Here is a 25,033-nt window from a genome sequence, read left to right as displayed (position 1 = left end):
GCTCACGCTTTTGTGCGCGCGAAAAACTTCGCCGCTCAAAAAGCCCATTGACATCGGCCGTATTTTTGACGCAAACGTTATATTGTTACTGTTATACAGTTACACGGCGCCGCCTCTCCGGCGACGGGCCTTCCAGACTGCAAGGAGACCACGGATGCGATCCCTTCCCTTTTTCGCCGCGCTGCTGGTTGCGGTGCCGCTTTTGACCGGCACGGCCGCCCGCGCTGAAGACAAGCTGACCATCGTGGCGGCCGAGAATTTCTATGGCGACCTCGCCCGCCAGATCGGCGGCAGCGATGTCACGGTCACCAGCATCCTGGCCAATCCCGATGACGATCCGCATCTGTTCGAGACCAGCCCGTCGACGGCGCGCACCATCGCCGACGCCAAGATCGTCATCTACAACGGCGCCGACTACGATCCATGGATGGACAAGCTGCTGTCAGCCTCGACCAGCAAAGACCGCACGACCATCGTTGCCGCCGACCTGATCGGCAAGAAGTCAGGCGACAATCCGCATCTTTGGTATGACCCGGCGACGCTGCCGGCCATCGCCAAGGCGCTGAGCGCCGATCTTGCCAAGCGCGATCCGACCAATGCCGTGCATTACGAGGCGAACCTGAAGGCATTCCAGACCTCGCTCGAGGCCATTGACAAGGAAATCGCCGACGTCAAGAAGACCTACGCCGGCACCGAGGTGACCGCCACCGAGCCTGTCTTCGGCTACATGGCGGAAGCGCTCGGCCTCAAGATGCTCAACTATGATTTCCAGGTGGCCTTGATGAACGATGCGGAGCCGAGCGCCACCCAGGTGGCGGCATTCGAGAACAGCCTGAAGGACGGCTCGGCCAAGATCCTGTTCTACAATTCGCAGGTGACCGACGAGGCCACGACAAGGTTGCTCGACATCGCAAAACAGAACAAAGTCACCGTCATCGGCGTCACCGAGACGGAACCGGCGGGACAGACGATCCAGACCTGGTTCGGCGGCCAGATCGACGCGGTCCAGAAGGCGCTCGCAGCCCGCACACAATGAACATGACTGCCAATAAACGTGACTAAATGAACGCAATTGAATTCGACAAGGTCACGCTGACCTATGGGGGACGCCGGGTTTTATCCGACGTCTCCTTTTCGATTCCGCAAGGCGCTTTTATCGGCCTGCTCGGCGCCAATGGCGCCGGCAAGACGACGATGCTGCGCGCCATACTCGGCCTGATAAAGCCGGCCGGCGGTGCCATCTCGGTGCTCGGCAAACCGCCGACGCGCGGCAATGCCGCAATCGGCTATATGCCGCAGGCGCGGCGCGCGCTTGGCGATGTCGGCATCAGCGGCTTCGACTTCGTGCTGAGTGCTGCCGGCGGGCATCGCTGGGGCTGGCCGATCCCGTCCAGCGCCGAGAAGGAAGCCGCCTGGAAGGCGCTGGAAGCAATCGGCGCCACCGATCTCGCGCGGCGGCCGCTGGCCGAGCTTTCCGGCGGCGAGCGCCAGCGCGTCCTGATCGCGCAATCGCTGATCGGCGATCCGCAACTGCTCCTGCTCGACGAGCCGCTGATCAGCCTCGACGCGGCGCATCAGCGCGCGATCATCGAGCTGGTGCACGAGATCGGCGAGCGGCTGGGCATAGCGGTGCTGTTCTGCTCGCACGAGATCAACCCGCTGCTGCGCGCTGTCGACCGCGTGCTCTATCTCGGCAATGGCAAGGCCGCGATCGGCTCCGTCGACGAGGTCATCAGCGGACCGGTGCTGTCGAGGCTCTACGGTACCCACATCAATGTGGTGCGCGTCGCCGGCCGCATCTTCGTCATGGCCGACGATGTCGAACTGGAAAGCGGGGCGCATGTCCACGATCTTTGACTATGAATTCATGCGCAACGCCTTCTATGCCTGCACCATTGTCGGCATCGTTTCGGGCGCAGTCGGCTATTTCCTCGTGCTCAGGGGCCAGACCTTCGCCGGCCATGCGCTCTCCCATGTCGGCTTTCCCGGCGCCACCGGTGCCGGCCTGATCGGGCTGTCGCCGTTTCTGGGTCTCACCGTGTTCACGATCGCTGCCGGCATCGGTATCGGACTGCTCGGGGAACGCGCGCATCGCGACGTCGCCATCGGCATCGTTTTGACGCTGTCGCTGGGTCTCGGCTTGCTGTTTCTGCATTTCTACACCGCCTTCGCCTCGCAGGCGACCAACGTGCTGTTCGGCAATGTGCTGGGCATCAGCCTGCGCACCGTCATCGTGCTGGCGGTGCTGGCGGTGGCAATCCTCGCCGCTTTGGTGCTGATCGCCCGGCCGCTGCTGTTCGCCAGCCTGCAGCCGGAACTCGCCGAAGCGCGCGGCGTGCCGATCACCCTGGTCTCGACCCTGTTCATGGTGCTGGTCGCCGTCGCCACCTCCGAGGCGGTGCAGATCGTCGGCGTGCTGCTGGTCTTCGCGCTGATGGTGGCGCCCGCCGCCACCGCGCTCAGGCTGACCAGCGGCGTCGCCGCCGGCGTGCTGGCCTCGATCGCGCTTGCCGTCGTCATTGCCTGGATCAGCCTGTCGCTCGCCTTCCTGACCGACTGGCCGACCAGCTTCTGGATCACGGCGCTGGGCGCTGCCGCCTATGTCATCAGCGGCATGGCGCGGCGCTCGACGGCCGCACCGGAGGCGCGATTGGCCGACGGCAATCCCTGATTGCAATGCCGGGCGGCGGATCGGCCAGACCGGCTTGCAAAGCCCAAAACGGACGTTGGGGAATTACACCCAAAAAAAGTCAGGTTGAAAACCAGCCTCCTGAAACGTTTCAGCCGGGAAAGGCAAATCGATTCAAGCGCCTAGATCGCGACGGAAGTGACGCCGGCGTCGCCGCTCCCGAGCCGCGGGAAAGCCCGGAAAACCGCCACTTACAACGATTTTGTCGTGACAGATGGCCTCCATGCACTTGCCCGGAAAGCCAGCCGGGAGGTACAAAATCGACCTCCAGGCATCCCTCTGGGCGGGCGTTGACAGACCGCGGGGGTGCATGCGTATACCAAGCCATGGGTCACGCCATGGCCGTGGCGGTTGAGACGGGGCTGGGGGGTTTCGTTACAACAGCATTGACGGCCCGGCGCCGGACGGGCGGCATGCACTCTCGGAGTGCGCCGCTCGCTCTTGGCTGACAATCGGCAAGGTCGCCCGGCAGCGGTGCGGCGATCTTGACGGGCGACCTCATCGACAAAGCACCGCCGAACGCCATCGTCTCAGCTTTCCGATCCGCATCGGTTCGAAGCGAACGAGGTGACGCCCCTTAACCGATATTCGCTTTGCTACGTCCTCCTCTTCCCGACGGGATGAGGGGGACGCTGGCGACTGCGCAAGGAAATCACAACATCGCGTCGGCACCGGCCGGATCGATTCAATTCGCGACTCCTGCCTGGCAATGGTGTAAGAGAAGAGGTTGAGCGGAGGCGGTGCGCCTCCAGATCGGCTTTGAGCCTTGTTCCACCCCATCGCGAATATCGAGGACGCGCAGACGCTGGCGCAGGCGATCGTCAATACGATTGTCGAGCCCTTCCTCGTGCTCGACGAAAAGTTTCATGTGCTGGCGGCCAGCCGCTCCTTCTATCAGACCTTCAAGGTCGACCCAGAACAGACGCACGGCGCCTTGCTTTATGCGCTCGGCGACGGCCAATGGGATATTCCCGCCCTGCGTCTGTTGCTGGAGACGATCATCCCCGAGAAGACCGCCATGGACGGCTTCGAGGTCGATTATGATTTCCCCAATATCGGCCGACGCACGATGCTGCTCAACGCGCGGAAAGTCCTCTACGACCACAGTTCGGCCATCACCATCCTGCTTGCCTTCAACGACATAACGGCGCGCCGCGTCATCGAGAAGGAAAAAGCAGAGCTTCTCGGCCGCACCGAAGAATTGCTTCGGCAGAAGGATGTGCTGCTGCGCGAGATGGAGCACCGGGTTGCCAACAGCCTGCAGATCATCGCCAGCATCCTGTTGCTGAAGGCGCGATCCGTCACCTCCGAGGAAACCCGCCAGCACCTCAAGGACGCCCATCAGCGCGTGCTGTCGGTCGCCGAAGTGCAGCGTCATCTCCACACCGAGGCCGGTCTCGACGAAATCGATGTCGGCTCCTATCTGCCGAAACTGTGCAGCAGCCTGGCCTCGTCGATGGTCGGCGATGCTCAGCCGATCGCCGTCAACGTCACAGCGCAAGGCGGCAGAATCGATTCGCAGAAGGCGGTGAGCCTCGGCCTGATCGTCACCGAACTCGTTCTCAATGCGATCAAATATGCCTTCCCCCGGGAGAAGGCGGCAGCGCTGATCCAGGTGTCCTGGGAGACCAACGGCAGCGACTGGAAACTGACGGTCTCGGACAATGGCGCCGGCAAACTCGCCAACGACGTGTCGAGCGTGGGCCTGGGAACAGCCATCGTCGAAGCGCTGGTCAAGCAGCTTGAAGCCCGGGTGGACGTCGTCAGCGACTCCAACGGCACCAGCGTGTCGGTGACCAGGGCGACATTCACCTCGCGGATACCGCGCGCGGCGTAGCGTGAATCCATCCTGCCGCGAGAGCCTGGACACGCTTCGCCATCAGATTGGATTACACTAAGGCGCGGGATCGATAGTCGATATGTCGCAGATAGTTGCCAAGTCCGAAGAGCAGAAAGATGCCGAAGCCGAGGTCGATGGCTTTCACGACGACCTCGGCCCGTTCGTGGTTGCCGCCGAGACGACACGAATGGCGATGGTTTTCACCGATGCAAAGGAACCCGGCAATCCGATCATTTTTGCCAATGACGCCTTCCTCGCCTTGACCGGATACGCCAGGGAAGAAGTCCTTGGTCAGTCCTTGAATTTCCTGATGGCCGACGCCAGCGACGCCGGGGCGCTGAAGCGCATAAAGCTCGAGTTCGAAGCCAACGCGGAGGCGGGCACGGAAATCCTCTACCGGCGCAAGGACGGCAGCGAATTCTGGGCGGGGCTTTTCGCCAGTCCTGTGCGGGATAAGAGCGGCGCCATCGTCCAGTATTTTACCTCCTTCGTCGATCTGACCAAACACAAGGAGGAGCAGGCGCAGTCCAAAATGCTGATCGAAGAGCTGAACCACCGCGTCAAGAACACGCTCGCAACGGTTCAGTCGATCGTCTGGCAGGCGTCGCGCGCCAATTCCGACCCGCGGGCGATCCGCGAAGCCGTCGAGTCCAGGCTGTTTGCACTCTCCCGGTCGCATAATTTGCTGACCCGTGAAAATTGGCACAGCGCCGGGCTGCTTGACGTGCTGCACGATGCCCTGGAACCGTTCGGGGTCAGTGACGGGCAGGCGGAGCGCCTGGTGATTTCAGGCGAGAATATTCGCCTTTCGACCAAGGCGGCCCTGGCGCTTGGCATCGCCTTCAACGAACTCGCAACCAACGCGGTGAAATACGGCGCGTTTTCCAATGACAAGGGTTCGATCCGGATCGACTGGACGATCGAGCCGACGCCCGATGGCCGATTGCTGGTCCTTTCCTGGCGAGAGAAGGACGGGCCGCCGGTTGCGCAGCCGCTGCGAAAAGGGTTCGGCTCGCGTGTGATCGAGCGCGGCCTGACCCACGAACTCGAAGGCACTGTGCAACTCGACTATCGTCCGGATGGGTTGATTTGCACGATGAACATTCCGGTACCGGGATCACGCGATGGATAAACTGCTGTCTGGAGATAAACTTCTTTCTGGCCGTCGCCTCCTCGTTGTCGAGGATGAAATTCTGGTCCTGATGATGATCGAGGACATGCTGGGCGACCTTGGCTGCGAATCCGTGACCTCAGCCGCCACGATCGAAAAGGCAATCGCGCTGATCGAGGCGCAGGTCTTCGACGCCGCCATGCTGGACATGAATCTGGATGGCGACGACAGCCACACGGTAGCCGACGCGCTTGCCGAGCATGGCGTGCCGTTCATCTACTCGACCGGCAACAACGATCGCGACATGCGCGAAGGCTTCAGCAGCCGCGCCGTGCTTCGCAAGCCGTTCAGCTTTGACGAACTGACCGCAAAACTCGACCACCTTCTTGCTCCCTGAATACGGGAGCAACTGTTTGGCCGGCTGTCTGGCGTTCAGAGCTAGGTGGAACTCAGGAAGGCCAGGATTTCTGCCGCGAGCGCCTCTGGAATCAGGACAAGCCACCGTATGGTTTTCGGCGAGAGGCGGGGCGACACGGTGCCAGGTGGCATGCGTCCGCGGGTGGCCATGCAGAAGCAAAACCGGCGGTCCCGCACCGCCGTGCCGGACCCGAAGCGTCGCCTCGGGCAGCTGGATTGTCTCGAGCCGGAAACCTTCGAACATCAAGTAGCTAAACCTTGGCCGCGGCCGGAGGTTCCGCCCTTTGGAACAAGAACGCCGCGCGGCCGTTGGTATTGAGCGGCAATTGTTTTGCTGCAGCTCAAGAAAAAGGCGGGCCGTCATGAACAGCATTATTTGGTTGGTCGGAGCCGTCGTTATTGTGCTGGCGATAATGAGCTTTTTTGGTTTGCGTTAGGCCACCCGGTTTACGGCAGGCACAAGTCACTGGTCAGGCAAGAGCGGCATACGCCGAACGTTGGCGCCGCGCATAGGAGACGAAATATGGATATCACCACAATTCTCGTCATCGTTCTTATTGTTCTGTTACTCGGTGGCGGCGGCTTTTACGGCCGCGGACGCTGGTACTGACAACAAAGATCATCGCCCAGTCCGGAGCCTTTGGTTCCCGCACGCCGCTTGATCGGCCCGCGTCCTCCGCCGGAGGCGTGGGCTTTTTGTGTCCTCCTGACTCTCGAAATTGCCGATCTTTGGTGACGCCGCGTTTAGGCGACGTGGAATGATAGGCGTTGGCCAGAGTTAGCGCCAAGGGCTCGCCAGTCCCGCGAAGGCGAAGCCCACCAAGGAGTTTGTGCAGATTATCGACTAACTGTCTTCCAAGGGAACAAACGCCTTACTGATGCGTTGATAGGTACATCGAGCGTCCCAAAGCGCTTGGTCGTTAAAGAACCCGCCTCCCGACCCCCTCCGGACGCGGGTTTTTTTGCGCCTGGAATTCCTGTCGTGTTCCAGGAGGAGACGGCCCTGCCCGCAAAACGCCGCTTCGCAAGGCGGTGCCTCAATTCGGTCGGATCGTGGAAACGCGCCGCTCGATCCGCAAAGCTTCGGTACTGGGGGACAATATTAAGACGGCGGCGTTGGGCGCCGAAATCAACCGCGCGGCCGGGGCTTGGGCTTGTCCGATGTATCCGATGGATTTGCTGACAGCCTGGCGGAACGCTGATCGTTAAGCTGATCATTAAGTCGCACCGCCTTCTTTTTTGCTTCGGCGGCAACAGCAGCGCCAGTCGGCTTCGGCTTTGCTGCAATCGCATAGTCGGCTCTATTCGTTCGGTAATCCGTGTGAATGGCCATTTGTTTTTGATACTCCCTGATGGACATAAACGCGCTCGAGCGCCAAGACGTTCCAATCCTGCAATGGCCTCCACCGACGAGCGGTGCCCCCGTCGACCTGTCGGGCGGCGCGCCTAGCGATACGCCTGTCGCCCCGAGATCGCCTCGATCCTGATCTGGTAGAACAGATGGCTGCCCGAACCGGCCTGCTCGCCGGGTTTCAACGCGCCCGGCTCCCACCAATTAGAGTGCTTCTGCAGCAGCGACCAGGCAAAGTCCCGGTCGTGATTGGATGCAGGGATCTGCTGATCCCTGGCGGGGATCGTGGCGTCGAGCGCGGGCGGTTTGGGCAGGTCCTCGAACAGGCCGTCGACGACAACGCTCTTCCAGCCATGAACGGTGCCGACATCGTCGACCTGCAGGCAGACATTCGGGTTCTCTCGCATCCATTCGACCTTCTTGCCCGGCAGCGAGAAGCTGAAGATGAAATTGTCGCCGAAGGCAAAGTGGATCGGCACCACGTAAGGCCGGTTGTCGCGGACGCAGGCCAGCCGGCCGAGCCTGGCCGACTTCAGCATGGTGGTGCATTCCTGCTGCGTCATCTCCCTGATGTCCATTGTTCTTCCCGTCGATAATCGTGTGCGTTGAAATCCCTGCGTTGAAAATCAGGCCCCGAGATCGATGCGCCGAATGGCGCGGACCGCCTCCGACTCGGCGACGCCGATCAGCGCATCGATGGCCTGGATCGTCTCGATCTGGCCGCGCGCGGCCACCGTCTTGCGCAAGGCATGGAGGTCGTCGCGGATTTCGCAGAGTGTGGCTCGAACCGTGAGGGGCATGCGGCCGCCTTCCTGCGACACAACCGTCGGGGATGGCGATCGGTTCCGTCTCGACCGGAATGACTCGCTAATGTTTTGCCAGGGCGTATAATGCCGGTGTCGCCGGCCATGTCACGGGCACCGGTGCTTGAGAGTGTACATCGTACTCCCGCCCTGCGGGAGCCATACGATGGAAGACAACACAGCACCCTTCATATCCGCGCACGACTTCGACATTGTCAGAAGTGCGTTCAGGCTCTCGGTCGCCGAAGGGCTGATCGTCGAGCGGTATTGGATCCAGCATGCAAGGGATCTGCTGCGCGAACTGACCGGCCATGAAGATGCCGATGAAGCCATAATCAACAGGATCGTCGGCAGATCGGCGCCGCAATGCATTCCGCAGAGGACGCGCGACAAACCGGCGCGATGAAGCGCGCCGATCTGTGATATTGGCGTCGATCAAGCAAGCTTGACGAAGAGTCGATCAGGCAACCCTGACGACGGTCGATCAGGAAGCCCTGACGACGAAGTGCTTGGTCACCGGCTCGAGGATCTGCCAGGTGCCCTTGAAATCGGCTTCGACCACAAACGCATCGCCCGGACCGACCTCGACCGGCGTGCCGCCATCCGGCGTGATGATGATGCGGCCGGCGATCATGTGCACGAACTCGTAGTCGGTATAGGTGGCGTGGTAGGTGCCGGGCGAGGCCCGCCAGGTGCCCGACATCACCGTGCCGTCGGCGGTGGTGTGGTGGACGGCGGTCTGCATGGTCGGCCTGCCCTCGACCGCGATCCAGCCCGGCAAGTCTTCGCCATCGGCATGCTCGACAGCGCCGAATTTGAGGATGGTGGTGTTGGTCATGGTCGGGCTCCGTTTGCGCCTGCATTGGCTGGCGGTGAAATAGCCGATGCTCATGACAAGGGCAACGCGGGGGCGGTTGCGGTGGGCGCCCCGGCGCGGCCATAGCCTGCCACGCTTGACCGGGCCGGCATCGGCGGGATAGGCGAAGCGTGCGGCTGCGCGAAAACCAGCAGCAGGAAAGGCTCACTATGACAGACGCGATCGTTAGAGACAGCAACGGCACCCAGTTGAACGAGGGCGATTCCGTCACCCTGATCAAGGATCTCAAGGTGAAGGGCACATCGGAGACGATCAAGCGCGGCACGCTGGTGAAGAACGTCCGCCTCACCGGCAATCCTGGTGAGATCGAATGCAACACCAGGCAGGTCAAGGGCCTGGTGCTGAAAACGGAGTTTTTGAAGAAGGCGTGATTACAAGGGAGAGGCGAGGCGGGTGCCGACCCCGAATGTCGGAGATTGCAGACGCGGGGTAAGAGCGTCCCCTCTCCGCGTGAACGGGGAGAAGAGAGTTAACCTCCACTTATGTTGCACTGCGTTAGATTTGTTGCATTGCGATATCGGCCTGCAGGGTCGAGTCTTTGCATCGGGCGGGCTGTCAACGGCTACGGCCCCACGCGTCCATCCCGGCGCGCAGGGACGCTGCAGCACGTGTGATCCCCGGCCAGATGTTCCGGCATCTCGGCCAGGCGGACTTTGCTCCGGGATCATGCGACAGGACGAGGTTTCACCGTGCCAGCATCGTTCCGGCCCGATATCGAAGGATTGCGCGCACTGGCGGTTGCCGGTGTCATCGCCTTCCATTTCGGCCTCACCGGCCTGCCCGGCGGCTTTGCCGGCGTCGACATCTTCTTCGTCATCTCGGGTTATCTGATCACCCGCCATCTGCTCGCCGAAATCACCGAGACCGGACGGCTGGACCTGTGGCGCTTCTACGCCAGGCGCGCCAGGCGGCTGTTGCCGGCGTCGCTGTTCGTCATCCTTGCCACGCTGGTGGCCGGCGCCTTCATCCTGGCGCCGGAGGAACAGTCGCTCTATTCCAAGGGCGCCATGTACGCCTCGGCCTACATGATCAATCTTTGGCTGATCCGCTGGTCGTTCGACTATTTCGCGGCGGATGCGACCAGCAACCCGTTCATCCATTTCTGGTCGCTGTCGGTGGAGGAACAATTCTATCTCGCCTGGCCGGCGCTGCTTGTGCTGGCGGCATGGCTGCGCCCCGGCAAGCGCGGCGCGATCCTGGTGATCGGCATTGCCGGCCTCATCTCGTTCGCCGTCTGTGCCTGGCTCACCACCATGGCGCAGCCCTGGGCCTTCTATTTCTCGCCGCTGCGCGCCTGGGAATTCGCCGCCGGCGGGCTGGCGACCATGGTGCCGCAAAAATTCTGGCAGGACCGCCCGCTTCTCGCCGCGCCGCTGGCATGGCTCGGCCTGGCGTTCATCGGCGGCGCCTATCTCAGCTTTAACGAGGACGCCCCCTTCCCCGGCTTCATGGCGCTGATGCCGGTGGCCGGCACCGTGCTGTTGCTGCTGGCGGGAGCGGGCAAGGGCGTGAACAATGAGGTCAGGAATGGCCCCAGCGCCGTCCTGGCGCTGCCGCCCCTGCAGTGGGTCGGCAAGCTCTCCTACTCGCTCTATCTCTGGCACTGGCCGGTGATCGTCTATGCCGCGACGCTGGTGCCCGAGCTTTCACCGCTGCAGCGGCTCGGCTGCATGGCGCTGACGCTGGCGCTGTCGCTGTTTACCTACCATGTCATCGAGAACCCGATCCGCCGCAACGGCTGGCTGATGGCCAATGCGGCGCGGGCGCTGGTGCCGGCTCTCCTCCTCACCGGCACCGGCGTCGCAGCCGCCTACGCCAATGCCAGGCTGGTCGTCCACGATCTCGATCCGCAGCAGCGCAGCATCGCCGCCAGCGCGGCGCGCCCCTCCACTGCCCGCGAGGCCGGCTGCGTTCTCAGCTATGAGACGGTGACGCCAAAACCTTGCATGTTCGGGACCAGGACCGCTGGGCGCACCATCGCGCTGTTCGGCGACTCGCATGCCGACCACTGGTCGACGCCGCTGATCGAGGCGGCCGAGAAAAACGACACCAAGGTCGTCACCTGGCTCAAATCGTCCTGCCGGGCCTCGCGGATGACGGTCTGGGTGAGCAAGCTGAAACGCGACTACACCGAGTGCGATCAGTGGCGCGAGCGATCGATCAGGCAGATCATCGCCGCGCGGCCGAGCCTGGTGGTGATCTCGGAGATCGCGCAGTCGAGTTTGCGCAAGATGTCGGTCGGCATGCAGATGCCCGAAAGCCGGGATGCCGATGCGCGCGCCGGCCTGCGCGCGACGCTGGAAGCGTTCAGCCAGGCCGGACTGAAGGTCGCCTTCATCCGCGACGTGCCGTTCAACGACGACCATGTCGACACCTGCGTGGCGCGTGCGCTGTGGCGCGGGCAGACGCCGTCGCTGTGCGACCAGAAACGGGCCGAGGCCGCCAACGACGCCGGCGCGGCGATAGAGCGCGACATCGTGCGCGCCGTGCCCGGCGCCAGCTACATCGACCTGACCAACCAGTTCTGCGACCAGCACACCTGTCACGCCTTCATCAACGGCAAACTCGCCTACCGCGACCGCCACCATCTGGCGACGCCGTTTGCGGAATCGCTGGAGCCGGTGGTGGAGAAGGCGCTGTTTTAGGGGGTTAGATGGGAACAGCGGGGGCGCTGGCGGCCTGACCTTTCTGCATAAGGGAGAGGTCACATTGCTCCGATCCGTCCCCTCCCGGATCGGGGCAAATGCGGGTGAGAGGTGCTTCCAGGCTGGAGCACCTTTCACCCGGCTCCCGCCTGTCGGCGGCCGAACGCCATGCTGGAGAAACCCATGCCGAGGGAGCCTATGCGCCGGTTTCCTTCGTCACCTTCACCTCAACGGTCATCCCCAGGTAACTCGAGGCGCTGCCGGAGTAGCTTCCAGAAAGCGGTATGGCTTGTTGAGGATGCCTGGCGACGGCCACCCTAATCAGATCCCGGTTGCCGACAATGCCATTGGTGGGATCGAACTCGACCCAACCGGCGCCAGGCAGGTAGACCTGGCACCAGGCATGTGTCGAGCCTCCGCCGCGCACATCCGCACTGTCGCGGCTCGGCACATAGACGTAGCCGGTCACGAAGCGGGCAGCAAAGCCGAGCGAGCGAACTGCCTCCATCATGAAAAGCGCAAAGTCCCGGCATGTGCCTTTGCGCAGATGCAAGGTCATCAGCGGCGGCTGCGTCCCGGTTTCGACCCGCCGGGAATAGACGAAGCTCTCGTGGATGGCGTAGCAGAGCGTCATCAGCAATTTGCCGGTCTCGGTGTGTCCCGTGGCACTGACGAACTGTCGCGCCCATTTGCCGACCTCGTCGCCGTCGTCGAGATGATGGCGCTCCATGGTCTGAGCAAGGTCGGCCGCCTCGTCGGGATCGTAGGAGAATGGATAAATCAGCGCGGTCTCATCGATGCGGAAATCGGGCGCATGCTGCGGCGTGTGATCGAGCCGGATGTCCGTGGCGAAACGGAGTTCCTTGGCCGAACCCTCGAAATCGATCACCGCAACGCAATTGCCAAAAACGTCATGGATCCAGCCAACCGCCTTGGGTTCGGGGTCCACGGACAAAGCATGGTCCAGCAGCCGCTGATCGAAACTGTCGCGCGGCCGACACATCACCCGATGCTCGCCAAAGCTCACGGGCCGGCGATAGCGATAGACGGTCGTGTGCTTGACTGAAAAAATCGGCATCGGAGCTCGTCGGCAAATTGGCCTGGGGCGCGATCATATAGTGTTTTGGGGGTGCAGCCGATGGGGCGGGTTTGGGGGCCTTCGCGAACTGTTTTCGATGCAAGCCTTCGGGGTCGCGAAAGGATGGCGCGGGCGCCTTCCCCAAGGCCCGCTACGTCGACATGACCAAAGGCGCAAACCGGAAAACAGATTGTTGCGCGCCAAAGGGCGTCGCTGATATGCATGTCGGGCGGGGGAAAATAAAAAGATGATGCTGATCCACGTTTCCGACATCCATTTCAAAGAAAAGCATGTCGGCCAACCCGACGATCCAAATAAGGGCCTGAGAGACGACATCATCGACGATGTTGAATCCCAACGAGAAAAAAAAGGCTGCAGCGCCGATGCAATTTTGCTGTCCGGCGATATAGCGTTCGCGGGGAAGAAAAAGGAATACGACTTTGCCAAGCAATGGCTGGAAGAAAAGCTATGCCCAGCCGCCGGATGTGACTTTAGAAACATTTTTGTCATCCCAGGAAATCATGACTTCAACCGAGATGCTGCAAAGGCGCCTGTAGACGTATCTGCAAGAGAACAGCTTCGGATGCTAAAAGGGCCGACGCTAAACGACAGGCTTTCGGCATATATGCATGACGAACGATCCGCGAAGACGTTCTTCGAACCGATCGAAAATTATAATCGGTTTGCCGCTCAATTCCTATGCGATCTAGGTCCCTATCGGGAAAATAATGAGAAGTCGTTGCCGTTCGCTTCTCGCGACCTAACGCTGAATGACAACTCGATATTGCGATTGTGGGGGTTCAATTCCGTCTTGGTCAGCAACGACGACGACGCGGCGAACGTGATGTTCATCGATCCTGCCGCGGCGCAAATTGAGCGGGAGAAAGGCGTTGTGCACCTTGTGGCGTGTCATCATCCGTTCGAATGGCTCCGCAACGGCCGTGACTTCAAGGATCGCATCGAGAAGATGGCGCAAATACATGTGTTCGGTCATGAGCACGACGTCCGCGTGGAGCCGACAAAACGCTTTGTTAGGATCAAGGCTGGCGCACTTCAGCCCGATCGAGACGAGCCAGGTTGGCATCCTGGATACAATTGGATCGATGTCCGCGTGGATGGAAAAGGTGCCGATCGAAATCTCGAGGTGGAGATCTCGGTGAGGATGTATGCGGCAAATCGCTTCCTTGCTTTGCCTAATGATGAAGGCGAACCGACATGGAAAAGTACTTTCAAGCTGCCCATATGGTATCCTCCGGCAGCCTTGTCATCGGAGGCGGTCGTGGCAGTTCCAGCGTCGAGTAGCGAAAATAGTTCTGCATCAATGCCTCAAAGGACAGTTCCGGACATCCGGACGGTGACGTTGAAGATGTTCAGGCTGAAGGTGGCGGAGCAGCGTGCCGTGATCGAAGAATTGGGCTTGACTGACCCTGGTGACGACAAGTTGAAAGACTACCAGATTGCTGTTGCCGCGGTTCGACGGTCGGACGAAAAAGGCAAATTAAAAGAATTGGATGCTGCTTTGACGGCGGCGGAATCCCCCGGAAAGGGCATTTGATGAGTCAAGGATCGGCGCCGTTCAGTTTCATAGAATCCTATCGCAATCTGTTACCAAACGCCGACCGACCCATCATCGCGATGAGAGAGGCAGCGCACGCCGAACTGCGAAAGGCGATTGCCAGCAGCGATCGCGTCTACAAGCTTTGCGAACTTGCATTCTCGCTGCCACAAAGTCTGGTTGACAGCGCTTGGTTTGCCGAGATCGTCGCCGCAGCCGATGCGCAGTTTGTAATGCAGCAGGACAATGTTGAGGCGGGACGCCTTGCCGCAATTGTGCTGAGGGATCTGATCGCCACCAGCGATGGTGGAGTGTCGACGGCCACCACGGTCCTCGCCACAACGTTCGCGGGGGTTAGGAGATGTGTAGATGTCGAACTGCCTCGGTTCGCCGCGGACGCGCTGGCGAATCTAGCCGTCGCCGGTCCGACCCCACCTAAGCTCGATGTCACTTTTCCCGAACAATCTGACTGGTCCGAAGATTACGCCGCGATAAAATCTGAGCTTGCCGGCGAGCATCTGAGCCAAACCATCGAAGGCATCATGGACGAGTTTTATTCGAATGGCACAGATTTCGCATCTAGCGTGGCGGCTGCATTGGCGGCTGCAAATCGGCGCCAAGACCGCCTTGCCGAAGAAATCGATCTTCTCTGGTGGCACATCGGCGGCTGGGGAAAAGCGGTAGAAAAGCCATTGTCGGAAATCAACGCAAATGCGCGCCCACTGATTGTCGGAGCGGACACCGGGGCCTTCATACGACAGCCTCCAGGCCCATACGGAGTAGCTGCGATACTGCGTCGGTCTATTGGAGAGTCGGCTTCTTCGCTGTTGTCGTTACATTCGGCTATCGACGCTCTGGAACCGACAGAACTGGATTCGTTAGTCCATGGAGTATCGCCAGTGGTTGGAGGCATATTTCCGGTCCACACTGCTCTGTCATTCGCCAAGGCCAATGGGAAGAACGAATGGCACACCTCGTACAAGCGTCAAACTGGGCTTGAGCCGGAGGTCGAAATTAGGTCCGTTGACTTGGCATTGCAGACCTTTCGAGAAAGGATCTTGCTCGGAAGGGTCATAGCGCAGTGACCATTGTGGCGCGCACTTGCTCGCAACCAACATGCAAAGCACCAACAACTGGAGTTTGCGAACTCCATCGAGACCCCTTGGAGTCCTGCCCGAATTTTACTGAGCTGGACGAGGAGACAGTGGCAGAGGCTGATCAATCTGCCGCAGTGGAAAACCCAAAAGAATCGGACGACGAGTGGACCGTCGCATCGTCCGATGCGATGACTCAAAAACAACTGAACGAGTTGCTTGCCGGCGCTGCTCCACAGATTGTTTCGCTTGTTGGTGAACATGACGCAGGGAAGACGACGCTTCTCGCCGCTCTGTACGGAGCGTTTTGCGAAGGCCCAGTTGGAAACTTTCGTTTCGCGGGAAGCCGAACCTTAATCGGATTTGACAAGCGGTTTCACCGCGCTAGGACAACGTCCGAATCCTTTGTTCCCGCAACGCCGAGGACAAGTCGCGACGATCCGGTCTATTATTTTCATCTCTCACTTCGCGACCCAATAGGCGAGCTCGGGCAACTCGTGATTTCCGATAGATCTGGAGAGATATTTTCCGCTGCGCGCGAAGACACCACGCTAGTTGGTGAATTGACGGAACTGAAACAGGCGGATCGGGTCGCGTTCGTGCTGGACGGCAAGAAATTATGCAACCCCGAGGAACGACACGTCTACATCAGACATTTCAAGCAGATGATACACGCTCTGAATGACAACGGCGCCTTGGAACACGCTCACAGCGTGGAGACGCTTCTGACAAAGATTGACTTGGTGAAGACTGTCGACAAGCGGATAGCCAAGGATGTTGCTGACTTCGTAAACGAGATCGAGTGGCAAATCGCCGCCGAAATGAAGAGCGCTTCCTTCAACCTATCATCGCATCGCATTTGCGCCATGCCGAAAGCGCACCCAAGTATGGGGTTGATTGGAATCGCTGAGCTGTTGAAGAGATGGATGGAACCTGGTCCGCTTCCCGATATCGCGCCCCGCGCGCTGCGTTCGGCTGCCCGGGAAATTGACAAGCTCGATACGTATTGGGTTTGGCGGGATTGACTATGGCCACACAGATCACGCACCGTCATCTTGTCGTTGGCCTACAGGGCTCCGGCAAGACCACATTTGCTGCCGCTCTGTGGCACATTTTGGATAGCCGGGATGTGCCCACAAAATTGAAGAAAGGCAAACACCGTGGTGAATTTCGGTACCTCGAAGAGATAGCTAAAACTTGGGCGGAAGGTTGGGAGATCGGCCGCACCAACACCGAAAGATCAGAACTCATTCGCATCAATCTTGTCGATGAAGTTGGCGGAGGAGAGACTGCTCTCGAATTTACCGACCTATCTGGCGAAAGTTATGAGCGCTGCTTCGCAACCAGGACATGCCAAGCTAGTTTCGGCGAACTCATCGAGGCGACAGACGGCATCCTTCTCTTCGTGAGCGCCAATCGGAAAGAAGACTCGCTGACGATACTGAAGATGCTTGGAGAGTTCCCCGAACTTGGAACAGATCAGCACGAGCCGGCAAAAACGAGGGAGGTGGCGTGGGATGCCGCCAAGGCGCCCCAACAGGTTCAGATTGTCGATCTTCTTCAGACATTCGTCGCCCCCCCATTCCCCAGAAGATTACAGAAGATCGCGGTCATCATTTCGGCTTGGGACTTAGTCAGAAATGTCAGTCCCGAGGCTTGGTTGGAGGAGAAAATGCCCCTTCTAGATCAATTCCTTCGGGCGAATGATTGGATCAGCTTTCGCGTCTATGGCATTTCGGCTCAGGGAGGGCGTGTTCCAAACAAAGAAATTCCAACCGCGGCGGCTAACGACAGGGACAAGCTATTGAAGGTTGCAAAAGCGAGTACAAGAATCAGGGTCGAAGGCTTTGGGGCCGAAAAACACGATCTAACTGATCCCCTCGCGTGGTTGAGCGGAACTGCGACCGATGAAAAGCGTGGGTAACCGTGGGTAACAAAGTCGATCAGGCCCTGTTCGGGTATTCGGACGGCCATCGCCAATTGGCTGCCTCCGTGCGACTCCCGTCGCGCGATACGTACGATTTGGCCGCGGCGAGCGACCTGGCAACAGGCGTCACCATGCAAGGCGCCGATAGTTACCTAACAGGTTTGTTGTTGCGCGAGTCTCGGCACTACGCCTTAGTTCGGACCTGGTCCGCCCCGGAAATGCCTCGACCAGGTTGCGTATGGAGCCACGTTCTCATTATCAGTTCGAGGCTACTTGTGTCTCTAGCGGATCTTGCGCCGTTGTTGCAGCTTTTTCGAAAGCCCGACAACGCCAGCACGCAGGCGTTCGAGTCACCTTTGCACGTGATGGAGAGTTTTTCTCAGAGAAAGCCCTCCAGTAGTGGACCGATCCGACTGATAATGGACTCCTATTACCACGGTAGGAATTCGCCTCTGAGTGTCAACTTCGAGGAAGAGGAACTTGAAGTAGCAATCATGGCGATCTGGTCCCAGCAATGGCCGCGCCTTCGATCCAACTTCAGCTTTAGAACCGCACGGAGCAACCCGCACACACGTGTCGCCGAGAAGTATGACCTCTCTTTCACGCGCAGCGAGCAAATCCCAGAGATAGCTGGGCGCGGCGAGCTATCATGGCTCTCGGCCGCAGTTGCCGATGCGTGTACTGGCACAATAACTCCTCTTCGGCGATTCCTTTGGCGATATGGCGGCGATCTCCAGGAGCCTCGCAAACGTTATCAGACACTCGTGAAGCTCCATCAGAATTTAGCGTCAGGGCATATCAAGCAGTTCCCGTACGATTGGGCGATTTCGGTATTTGAAACCTTCCGTGATCCAGCTGACGCCAAGACGCTTAAACGCGATATTCTCGGCGTAGGATCCCCAGGGCTCGCAATTTGTCCGGCCGTATCGACGAGTGCGTTGATCAGATTGCTCGCGGACTTTGACGGTCTTACCGAACTTGCCACCGACGACGAGATCGAAGCGCGACTTTCTGGCTCGCCTAGCGAAATGGCAACCGTTGGTTGGGTCTATGGCTCGCAAGGCAAATCGCTTGCGAATCGATCGGCCCCCATTGAGCGTGCGCTCTATGCATCCGCCGATGAAAGCATCGTTCACAATGCGGAACTTCCAAACTCAGTACGAGCAAAGATTCTCCGGGTCCGCCCTGATCTCATAGCACCCCGTGCGCTAGAGTATTTTACTCCCGCCGAACTAGTTACCTTATATTCTGACACAGATTGGCTCGATACGCGTTCCACGATACTACGATCGATCGCGCAGCGACCATCCTCAGACGCGCTGGAGCTATTCGATCTCTACCCCAACGAGATGTTCGACGCGGTTCTTTGGGCGGATGAAAATGAAAAGCTCGACTCGTCTTGGCCTCAGGCATTACATGCTCGGTCTGAAGAAATACTAAATTGCGGCATTGTCGAAAGACTTGTAACGACTTCTGACATGGCCCGCATTGTTCGACTCATGGAGTATCCAATACCCGACCATGGCAATGAGGTAGCTAAACTATTCGCCAATGCACTGTCGCATATCACAGACGATGTTCGGTCTGCAGCCCGACTAGAGCTTCAGGCCTTTCTTTTCGTCTTAGCGATGAAATCTTCGAGCCCAGCAAGCGTAACTCTTGTCGCATTCGGCATCTCAGACCTTCTAAGGGCCGCTTCCAGCAGCTTGTTGCCAGACCGGTCTATCGATCTGCTTCGCAAGAACCTTCCAGATCTCAGTTGGGATAACTGGGATATTCGACGCAGATTGTTGCTCGCCGTCGGAAACATGCATCGAGAGTCGCGGCTGGGCCGACACGAAATTCAAACCTTCGGATTGCTGCGTAGCGACCAGGATGTCGTGTTCGAGACACGGGTTACGAAGCAATCCGAAAGGATAAGCACTTGGAACCCGTTTCGAGGTTGGTAGCGCGGCTCGCCAGCCTCTATCCCGCCTCGCGGCGGGAGCGCCTCCGCCCCTCATCGCCTCCCCATCATCCCCTCAAACCCATAAGCCAGATTCGCCGCCGCCTCCACCAGCATGGAGCGCACGCTTCTCGGGCGGCCGGGCGTCGGGTTGGCGTCGAGCAGCACCGGCTGGCCCTGGTGGATCTGGAACCGGTCATATTCATGCGTGACCACAGCGATGTGCGCCACGTGGCTCCCCCAAGCGGCGACGCGCATATTCAAACGGTTTTGGTGGGATCGCAAGGACGGGTGCCAGCGGGGGACAGCCGAGCGAAAAGGACTGCGCCTACCACGCTTGCAAATCTTCACTCAGATGCCATCTAGATCTCAGGCGCGCAGCCGGTGCGCACCTAGCCACGGAGAACAAGACTTTGACGCAGCGAAGCGGCAGTGCGGACCTGCCGCTGCATGGCGGGCGGGTTCCGAAATGGCTGGGCGACCGCATGACGCGGCTGGGTGCGGTGCTGTGCGAGGCGATCATCCATCATTATGGCCGCGACGAGCTGTTGCGGCGGCTGGCGCATCCGTTCTGGTTCCAGTCCTTCGGCGCCGTCATGGGCATGGACTGGCACTCCTCGGGCATCACCACCTCGGTCGTCGGCGCTTTGAAGCGGGGGCTGAACCCGATGTCGCGTGAGCTCGGCATCCATGTCTGCGGCGGGCGCGGCGCGCATTCACGCAAGACGCCGCAGGAACTGACGGCGATCGGCGAACGTGTCGGCATCGATGGCGCAGCCCTCGCCACCGCCAGCCGCCTGGTCGCCAAGGTGGACAGTGCGGCCGTGCAGGACGGCTTCGACCTCTATCTGCACGGCTTCATCGTCACCGACGACAGCCGCTGGGTGGTGGTGCAGCAAGGCATGAACGGCGACAGCCGCCAGGCGCGCCGCTACCACTGGCTGTCGGAAGGGCTGACCAGCTTCGTCGACCAGCCGCATGCAGCGATCGAGGGCGAGGCCCAGGGCGAGATCGTCAACCTCACCGACCATCGCGCCGAGCCGTCGCGGACCGGCCAGCTCGACCTGTTGAAGACCATGAGCCCGGAGCGGATCCTGGACGAGCTTGCCGTGCTGGAGCCGCCGCCGAAAGCACCGCCTGCGAAACCCGCGGCTCAGCCGATGCTGCCCAACCTCGTAATGCCGGCGCATCATGACGTGCGCGAGAGCGACATCGTCATGCACCGGCTGCACGGCAACATTTCCGCCGCCATCGAAAGCGGGCCGGCGGATTTTCCCGAACTGCTGCTGGTGCCGGGCGTCGGTGCGCGCACCGTGCGAGCGCTGGCCATGGTGGCGGAGGTGGTGCATGGCGCGCCTTGCCGCTTCTCCGATCCGGCGCGCTTCTCGCTCGCCCATGGCGGCAAGGACCGGCACCCCTTCCCGGTGCCGCTGAAAGTGTATGACGAGACGATCGCGGTGCTGAAATCGGCCGTCGGCAAGGCCAAGCTCGGCCGCAACGAAGAGCTCGGCGCGCTGCAGCGGCTGGATGGCGAAGCGCGGCGGCTGGAGCGCTACGTCACCGGGCCAAGCCTGAAGGAGATCGTCGCCGGCGAGTTCGACCAGTCGCATCTGCTTGGCGGACGCAGCGTGTTCGGGTGGGAGAAGGCGCCGGAGGATGGTGAAGTGCGGAAGCCGCTGAAGAAGGGTGCCTAGCACGCACGCTGAATCGGCCTGACGCATTGACAAGGATCGTTTGTCAGCGCCGCCCCTCATTGTCCTGCCGGACATTCGTCATTCGAAAAGCCAAGCAGTTGGCTTTTCGTCCGCTTCGCGGACCATTCCTCAACTCCCCGTATAGTGACGGGGAGAAAGATGCTGTCCTCGCCGCTTTCGCCAATCACCAACGTCGCAGAAAGGGCGCCGAGGTCGCGGCTGTCCCCTTCTCCCCGTCACTATACGGGGAGAAGGGGACAGCAGGCGGATGAGGGGCGGCGCTACCCTTGTGTAAATGCTCCTGTAGGCACCTTCCGGCTCAGGACTTGATTCACTGAATTGCTCCAAGCGCCTGTTTTCATACCCTTCACGCTGCGCCCTTCAACAGGCGTGGCGAACGGATCAAAAAAGGGAGGATGATGCTGACAGGTGGCGACGGTGGCTACCCTCATCGCGTATGCACCACGCGCAGGGGGTTGTCACATCTCGTAACTATGGAACGAGGTCGCGCCCCGGGGGTTATATTAGATCAACCTTGAACAGGAGGCAGCCATGAGAAAGCTCCTGCTTGCTTCGATTATCGCCATCTCCGCAGCGGCGGCGATGATTGCCCCGGCGAATGCCGGCGGGCGCGTCGTGATCGGCATCGGTAACGGCTACTATGACGATTATTACAATGACGGATATCGCGACTATTACCGCGATCGCTACGCACCTCGGCCCTATTATCAGTATGATGCCTACGATAACAGCTACAGGTATCACCGGTATCACAGGTACCACAGGCATCATCGCCGCTGCCACATAGAGCTGGTCAAGCATTGGCGCCATCACCACAGGATCGTTGAGGAAATCCGCGTTTGCGAGCGGTGATCCCGATAGCGTGAACCGGTCCGGCCGGCATCTGTCGGCCGGCCGATTTCTTGCGCCGGCCTTATCGCGGCTTGCGCATCAGCATCATCCCGTAATGCACGGCCAGCAGGTCGAGCCCGACCTTCAGCAGCTTCACCACCACATCGCGTCCCTCGCCGGTGCGCTCGGCGAGCGACTTCACCGACTGGCCGTCGAGGCAGATCTGGCGCACGGCGTCGGCCAGTTCCCAATGCGCCAATGCGGCATTGGCGCCAGCATGGGCGCGGCCGGCGTTGAGCACGCGATCGGGCATGCCGCCATTGATGCGGCCGCCGTCGACGCGCTCTTCCCACGGCATCGGCCGCAGCCCCTCGCGTGAGGCGCGCTCGAAATCATCGCGAAAGCGCTGGCCGGCCTCGCGCTGCTGGCGCGTCAGCGAGGTGATGCCGACGAGCGGATCGACATTGCGCAGCCGCACGACACCACCGGTCGCGGTGTAGCCGCCATTGGAAACCTCGTAGACGCGCCGCGCCTCCTCGGTGCCGACGCTGAGCCGCTTGCGGCCGAAGCGATCATCCGTCAGCGCGAAATCATGGCCGATCTCGCGACGAATGCGCACCTGCTCGGCTTCGTCTTTGGGCAGTTTTGGGGGCTTTGCTTTCTGCGCGGTTTTTTTGCTCATCGGGTGATCCTTGTGGGGTGGATTGTTGAGCTGGAAAGGTTGGCGTTCCTTCGCGCCCCCCTCTGTCCTGCCGGACATCTCCCCCACGAGGGGGGAGATTGGCAGTTTCCGCGGCGGCGCCTTTTTGCAACGTTGGCGATTGGCGAAAGCGGCGGCGACATCCGATCTCCCCCCAAGTGGGGGAGATGTCCGGCAGGACAGAGGGGGGCGCTGTCCCGCCGACCTGTCACTGCTCATCGCTTCGCCAGCGCACCGGAGCCGATGCCTGGCGATCAGCCCTCGCCGAAACTGGTGTCTACACCACCTCCACCACAGCCCGGTGGAAGCGCGCCTGGTGATATTCGCAGTAGCTTTTCAGCGCGCTTGTGCGCAGGCCGCAGCACAGCATGTCCGATCCCGGCCGGCTGCCTGGCTCATCATTTTCGAGGTCCTCCTCCAGCGTCAGGTCGAGCGGCGCGCGGCAGCGGTCGAACAGGCAATCGATGAAGCGCATGGCGGCGACATGCGGCTGGCGACCGATGGCGGCGGGGCGCGGCGCCGGGATCTTGAAGCGGTAGATTTCGCCGTCGACCACCAGTCGCCCCTCGTCCGGGATCGAGCGTGCCGGCCGAGGCGGCGATAGTGGCTTGGCCGGTGACTGAGGGGCCGGTTTGGCGACCGGCGCGGTTGGTGCTGCCTGCTTCGAAACGTCTGGCTGCCTTACGGGCTTGTTCGGCTGCACCGGCGGATTCTTCCCCGCGGTGTTCTCGTTGGCCGCACTCGCCCTTGCCGCATTCTTCCTGGGTCGGCCGCCGGACCGGCCGCCCTCGGGATTGGCAAAGCCGATGGTCTTCAGCGCGCTGTTGCGGTGGACGATGCCGATGATGGCGTTGCGCGAGACCGGGCTGCCGCGCTGCGCCGTGAAGCGGATGGCGATCCTGGCCGCCGACAGGCCATCCCTGAGCCAGCCGGCAATCTCCTGCAATTCGGTCTCGGTATAGGCAGTCATGTCGGATCCATTGATTTGCGCAAAAAGGCAGGCGCTCGGCCTCAGGGCCAAGGCAAAGGTTCAGAACGTCGGGTTTGGTATTGTCAGGCGGTGCTGGCGGCCGGCAGGGAGCCTACGAGATGCCGCAATGCAGCTTCCGCTGCCGCTTTGGTGAGGGCGGAAACCGCCCTCCCCGTCAGCCGGTCAAACAGGATGACAGTGCCGTCTTCCGTGCGGATACAGGAGATGCCCTGCCCGCCGGAAGCAGCCCTTGGCGCACCGGCGGCGCCATCGGGCAAAAAGGTGGCCGGAGCCGGGAGAGGAGCGGCTCCGGCCGTTCCGATCGACAGGGGGAGGCCGACCGGATCCGGGGCAGAAGCCCCGGTTTGCGTCCGGACCGGGAGGAGGACGGCCCGGACGATGGGAGAAAGCTGACGATGCCTGCGGAAACGCTTGCGGTTTGTTTGATCATGCGCTAAGCGTACGATATGTACGAAACGTACGCAAGCGAAATCGTACGTATTGGACGATAGTTTTCAGGCAATTTGTACGATGCAGGAACCGAGGCACAGATTGCAGCAGGCACGGGCGGAGGCGGGTTATGCCTCGCCGAGCGACGCCGCGCGGGCATTGCGCGACATCAACAAGAACACGCTGATCAGCCACGAGAACGGCAACCGGCCGCTGTCGCGCAAGGCGGCGGAGAAATACGGCCGCCTGTTCGGCGTCGACCCCGGCTGGCTGCTGTTCAACGGTGAGGGCGGCAGCCTTGCGGGCGGCCATTTCCGCTTTGACGAGGCGGGCCGGCAGATCCCGATGCCGTCGCTGGCCACGGTCGACGTGCCCATCGTCTCGTGGATCAGCGCCGGCGAACTCGGCAGCCAGGACATGGTGGTCAATCTCAGCGACTATCCGACCATCCCCACCACCGATCTCGAGCAGGGCCAGTGGATTGCGCTGCGCGTCGATGGCCCGTCGATGAACAAGATATCGCCGCCGGATTCGATCATCTTCGTCAACCTGCGCGACAAGCGGCTGGTGACCAATGGCTGCTACGTCATTTCGGACGAAAGCGGCCAGGCCACCTACAAGCGCTATCGCCCCAACGAGAACCCGCCCTTCCAGCCGGCCTCCTACATGGACATCCCGCCGCCAGCGCTCGAAGGCGCCATCACCATCATCGGCCGGGTGAAGCGCTCGATGATCGATATGTGAGGCGCGGGCGCCGGCGGCCATACAGCTAATCTCCCTCCTTGCGGGCCTGTTGCGTTATCGGGCTTTGGATGCCTGGAGAGACGGCAGGGGCGCATCGAGGTGCTTTCCGGCGCGGGTTTGCGGCCGGATAGGGTAGGAGTTGGCGTATTCGGTGGGTTTCGGGCGCAGTGCGACCCAGGCTCAGGTGGCCAGCGTTACCCAGCGGCGCATGTTGAAGGCCATGGCCGCGATGAGGACCTGTCCTGCCGCCTTGGCCAGGCCGCGATAGCGGATGGCGCAAAGTCGCATGCG

Annotated in this window: 26 protein-coding genes and 2 pseudogenes; 18 read left to right on the top strand and 10 right to left on the bottom strand. The window is 60.9% G+C overall.

Annotated elements, in window-relative coordinates:
* Nucleotides 1-154: 154 nt before the first annotated feature.
* From AC1D1N_RS27320 to AC1D1N_RS27295, 6 genes are all read left to right on the top strand, one after another.
* Nucleotides 155-1,036, top strand: coding sequence for a metal ABC transporter solute-binding protein, Zn/Mn family (locus AC1D1N_RS27320; RefSeq protein WP_477352210.1), 882 nt, complete (start codon nucleotides 155-157; stop codon nucleotides 1,034-1,036).
* Between the two features lie 26 nt (nucleotides 1,037-1,062).
* Nucleotides 1,063-1,857 (top strand): metal ABC transporter ATP-binding protein, encoded by a 795-nt coding sequence (locus tag AC1D1N_RS27315; protein WP_477352208.1) that lies wholly within the window; start codon nucleotides 1,063-1,065, stop codon nucleotides 1,855-1,857.
* Complete coding sequence (locus AC1D1N_RS27310) at nucleotides 1,841-2,671, top strand: metal ABC transporter permease (RefSeq protein ID WP_352560725.1); 831 nt, start codon at nucleotides 1,841-1,843, stop codon at nucleotides 2,669-2,671. The genes AC1D1N_RS27315 and AC1D1N_RS27310 overlap by 17 nt, the downstream gene beginning before the upstream one ends.
* A 784-nt stretch (nucleotides 2,672-3,455) precedes the next feature.
* Nucleotides 3,456-4,526, top strand: a complete 1,071-nt coding sequence (locus AC1D1N_RS27305) for a sensor histidine kinase (RefSeq protein WP_436259271.1) — start codon at nucleotides 3,456-3,458, stop codon at nucleotides 4,524-4,526.
* 82 nt (nucleotides 4,527-4,608) lie between these two features.
* On the top strand, nucleotides 4,609-5,661 hold the full coding sequence (locus tag AC1D1N_RS27300) for an HWE histidine kinase domain-containing protein (protein ID WP_477352206.1): 1,053 nt from the start codon (nucleotides 4,609-4,611) through the stop codon (nucleotides 5,659-5,661).
* Nucleotides 5,654-6,037 (top strand): response regulator, encoded by a 384-nt coding sequence (locus AC1D1N_RS27295; protein WP_477352204.1) that lies wholly within the window; start codon nucleotides 5,654-5,656, stop codon nucleotides 6,035-6,037. Before AC1D1N_RS27300 ends, AC1D1N_RS27295 begins: the two co-directional genes overlap by 8 nt.
* A gap of 81 nt (nucleotides 6,038-6,118) precedes the next feature.
* Here the strand turns inward: AC1D1N_RS27295 and AC1D1N_RS27290 are convergent.
* A pseudogene (locus AC1D1N_RS27290) lies at nucleotides 6,119-6,301 on the bottom strand (alpha/beta fold hydrolase); the annotation flags it as partial.
* Between the two features lie 87 nt (nucleotides 6,302-6,388).
* Between AC1D1N_RS27290 and AC1D1N_RS27285 the strand changes: the two are divergent.
* Nucleotides 6,389-6,667 (top strand): hypothetical protein, encoded by a 279-nt coding sequence (locus tag AC1D1N_RS27285; protein ID WP_436259268.1) that lies wholly within the window; start codon nucleotides 6,389-6,391, stop codon nucleotides 6,665-6,667.
* 519 nt (nucleotides 6,668-7,186) lie between these two features.
* Here AC1D1N_RS27285 and AC1D1N_RS27280 read toward each other — a convergent pair.
* The 3 genes from AC1D1N_RS27280 to AC1D1N_RS27270 all read right to left on the bottom strand — a co-directional run bounded on the left by AC1D1N_RS27280 (nucleotide 7,187) and on the right by AC1D1N_RS27270 (nucleotide 8,208).
* Nucleotides 7,187-7,417 carry a hypothetical protein gene (locus tag AC1D1N_RS27280; protein WP_436259267.1) on the bottom strand — a complete coding sequence of 77 codons (231 nt, stop codon included), beginning with the start codon at nucleotides 7,415-7,417 and terminating at the stop codon, nucleotides 7,187-7,189.
* Nucleotides 7,418-7,503: 86 nt separating this feature from the next.
* Nucleotides 7,504-7,986: a pyridoxamine 5'-phosphate oxidase family protein gene (locus AC1D1N_RS27275; protein ID WP_477352202.1), complete on the bottom strand. Its 483-nt coding sequence runs from the start codon at nucleotides 7,984-7,986 to the stop codon at nucleotides 7,504-7,506.
* A 48-nt stretch (nucleotides 7,987-8,034) separates the two neighbouring features.
* A complete protein-coding gene (locus tag AC1D1N_RS27270; protein ID WP_162712445.1) occupies nucleotides 8,035-8,208 on the bottom strand; it encodes a hypothetical protein in 174 nt (57 codons plus the stop codon).
* Nucleotides 8,209-8,377: 169 nt separating this feature from the next.
* Here AC1D1N_RS27270 and AC1D1N_RS27265 point away from each other — a divergent pair, with 169 nt between their 5' ends.
* Nucleotides 8,378-8,617 (top strand): hypothetical protein, encoded by a 240-nt coding sequence (locus AC1D1N_RS27265; RefSeq protein WP_477352200.1) that lies wholly within the window; start codon nucleotides 8,378-8,380, stop codon nucleotides 8,615-8,617.
* Nucleotides 8,618-8,695: 78 nt separating this feature from the next.
* Here the strand turns inward: AC1D1N_RS27265 and AC1D1N_RS27260 are convergent, their stop codons facing one another.
* Nucleotides 8,696-9,049, bottom strand: a complete 354-nt coding sequence (locus tag AC1D1N_RS27260; RefSeq protein ID WP_477352198.1) for a cupin domain-containing protein — start codon at nucleotides 9,047-9,049, stop codon at nucleotides 8,696-8,698.
* A gap of 188 nt (nucleotides 9,050-9,237) precedes the next feature.
* On the opposite strand from AC1D1N_RS27260, the gene AC1D1N_RS27255 reads away from it, so the two are divergent.
* Entirely contained in the window at nucleotides 9,238-9,459 is a 222-nt protein-coding gene (locus tag AC1D1N_RS27255; protein WP_112567164.1) for an alkylphosphonate utilization protein, read from the top strand.
* A 318-nt stretch (nucleotides 9,460-9,777) separates the two neighbouring features.
* Entirely contained in the window at nucleotides 9,778-11,733 is a 1,956-nt protein-coding gene (locus AC1D1N_RS27250) for an acyltransferase family protein (RefSeq protein WP_477352196.1), read from the top strand.
* 196 nt (nucleotides 11,734-11,929) lie between these two features.
* Here AC1D1N_RS27250 and AC1D1N_RS27245 read toward each other — a convergent pair whose 3' ends face one another.
* Entirely contained in the window at nucleotides 11,930-12,811 is an 882-nt protein-coding gene (locus AC1D1N_RS27245) for a transglutaminase family protein (protein WP_477352195.1), read from the bottom strand.
* 247 nt (nucleotides 12,812-13,058) lie between these two features.
* On the opposite strand from AC1D1N_RS27245, the gene AC1D1N_RS27240 reads away from it, so the two are divergent.
* The 5 genes from AC1D1N_RS27240 (at nucleotide 13,059) to AC1D1N_RS27220 (ending at nucleotide 19,336) form a co-directional block, all read left to right on the top strand.
* Nucleotides 13,059-14,366, top strand: a complete 1,308-nt coding sequence (locus AC1D1N_RS27240) for a metallophosphoesterase (protein ID WP_477352193.1) — start codon at nucleotides 13,059-13,061, stop codon at nucleotides 14,364-14,366.
* Nucleotides 14,366-15,451 (top strand): GTPase-associated system all-helical protein GASH, encoded by a 1,086-nt coding sequence (locus AC1D1N_RS27235; RefSeq protein ID WP_477352191.1) that lies wholly within the window; start codon nucleotides 14,366-14,368, stop codon nucleotides 15,449-15,451. The genes AC1D1N_RS27240 and AC1D1N_RS27235 overlap by 1 nt, the downstream gene beginning before the upstream one ends.
* Nucleotides 15,452-15,570: 119 nt before the next feature.
* The gene (locus AC1D1N_RS27230; RefSeq protein ID WP_477352189.1) at nucleotides 15,571-16,485 is read left to right on the top strand and encodes a TRAFAC clade GTPase domain-containing protein; all 915 of its coding nucleotides are present in this window, start codon (nucleotides 15,571-15,573) and stop codon (nucleotides 16,483-16,485) included.
* A gap of 2 nt (nucleotides 16,486-16,487) precedes the next feature.
* Nucleotides 16,488-17,384, top strand: a complete 897-nt coding sequence (locus AC1D1N_RS27225) for a TRAFAC clade GTPase domain-containing protein (RefSeq protein ID WP_477352187.1) — start codon at nucleotides 16,488-16,490, stop codon at nucleotides 17,382-17,384.
* Nucleotides 17,385-17,386: 2 nt separating this feature from the next.
* The gene (locus AC1D1N_RS27220; RefSeq protein ID WP_477352185.1) at nucleotides 17,387-19,336 is read left to right on the top strand and encodes a GAP1-N1 domain-containing protein; all 1,950 of its coding nucleotides are present in this window, start codon (nucleotides 17,387-17,389) and stop codon (nucleotides 19,334-19,336) included.
* 50 nt (nucleotides 19,337-19,386) lie between these two features.
* Here the strand turns inward: AC1D1N_RS27220 and AC1D1N_RS27215 are convergent, their stop codons facing one another.
* The gene (locus AC1D1N_RS27215) at nucleotides 19,387-19,563 is read right to left on the bottom strand and encodes a hypothetical protein (protein WP_477352184.1); all 177 of its coding nucleotides are present in this window, start codon (nucleotides 19,561-19,563) and stop codon (nucleotides 19,387-19,389) included.
* 182 nt (nucleotides 19,564-19,745) lie between these two features.
* On the opposite strand from AC1D1N_RS27215, the gene AC1D1N_RS27210 reads away from it, so the two are divergent.
* Nucleotides 19,746-21,026, top strand: a complete 1,281-nt coding sequence (locus AC1D1N_RS27210) for a DUF763 domain-containing protein (RefSeq protein ID WP_477352182.1) — start codon at nucleotides 19,746-19,748, stop codon at nucleotides 21,024-21,026.
* A 552-nt stretch (nucleotides 21,027-21,578) separates the two neighbouring features.
* Nucleotides 21,579-21,899, top strand: a complete 321-nt coding sequence (locus tag AC1D1N_RS27205) for a hypothetical protein (protein ID WP_477352180.1) — start codon at nucleotides 21,579-21,581, stop codon at nucleotides 21,897-21,899.
* A 61-nt stretch (nucleotides 21,900-21,960) separates the two neighbouring features.
* On the opposite strand, the gene AC1D1N_RS27200 is transcribed toward AC1D1N_RS27205, so the two are convergent.
* Nucleotides 21,961-22,560: a DUF6456 domain-containing protein gene (locus tag AC1D1N_RS27200; protein ID WP_477352178.1), complete on the bottom strand. Its 600-nt coding sequence runs from the start codon at nucleotides 22,558-22,560 to the stop codon at nucleotides 21,961-21,963.
* Between the two features lie 295 nt (nucleotides 22,561-22,855).
* A complete protein-coding gene (locus AC1D1N_RS27195) occupies nucleotides 22,856-23,548 on the bottom strand; it encodes a GcrA cell cycle regulator (protein ID WP_477352176.1) in 693 nt (230 codons plus the stop codon).
* Between the two features lie 531 nt (nucleotides 23,549-24,079).
* On the opposite strand from AC1D1N_RS27195, the gene AC1D1N_RS27190 reads away from it, so the two are divergent.
* On the top strand, nucleotides 24,080-24,742 hold the full coding sequence (locus tag AC1D1N_RS27190; RefSeq protein ID WP_477352174.1) for a LexA family transcriptional regulator: 663 nt from the start codon (nucleotides 24,080-24,082) through the stop codon (nucleotides 24,740-24,742).
* A 180-nt stretch (nucleotides 24,743-24,922) separates the two neighbouring features.
* Here the strand turns inward: AC1D1N_RS27190 and AC1D1N_RS27185 are convergent.
* A pseudogene (locus AC1D1N_RS27185) lies at nucleotides 24,923-25,033 on the bottom strand (IS5/IS1182 family transposase); the annotation flags it as partial.

This window comes from Mesorhizobium sp. P2_B5 (assembly GCF_056404775.1).
The sequence above is the reverse complement of the archived record's forward strand: the minus strand, read 5'-3'. Positions and strand labels throughout refer to the sequence as shown.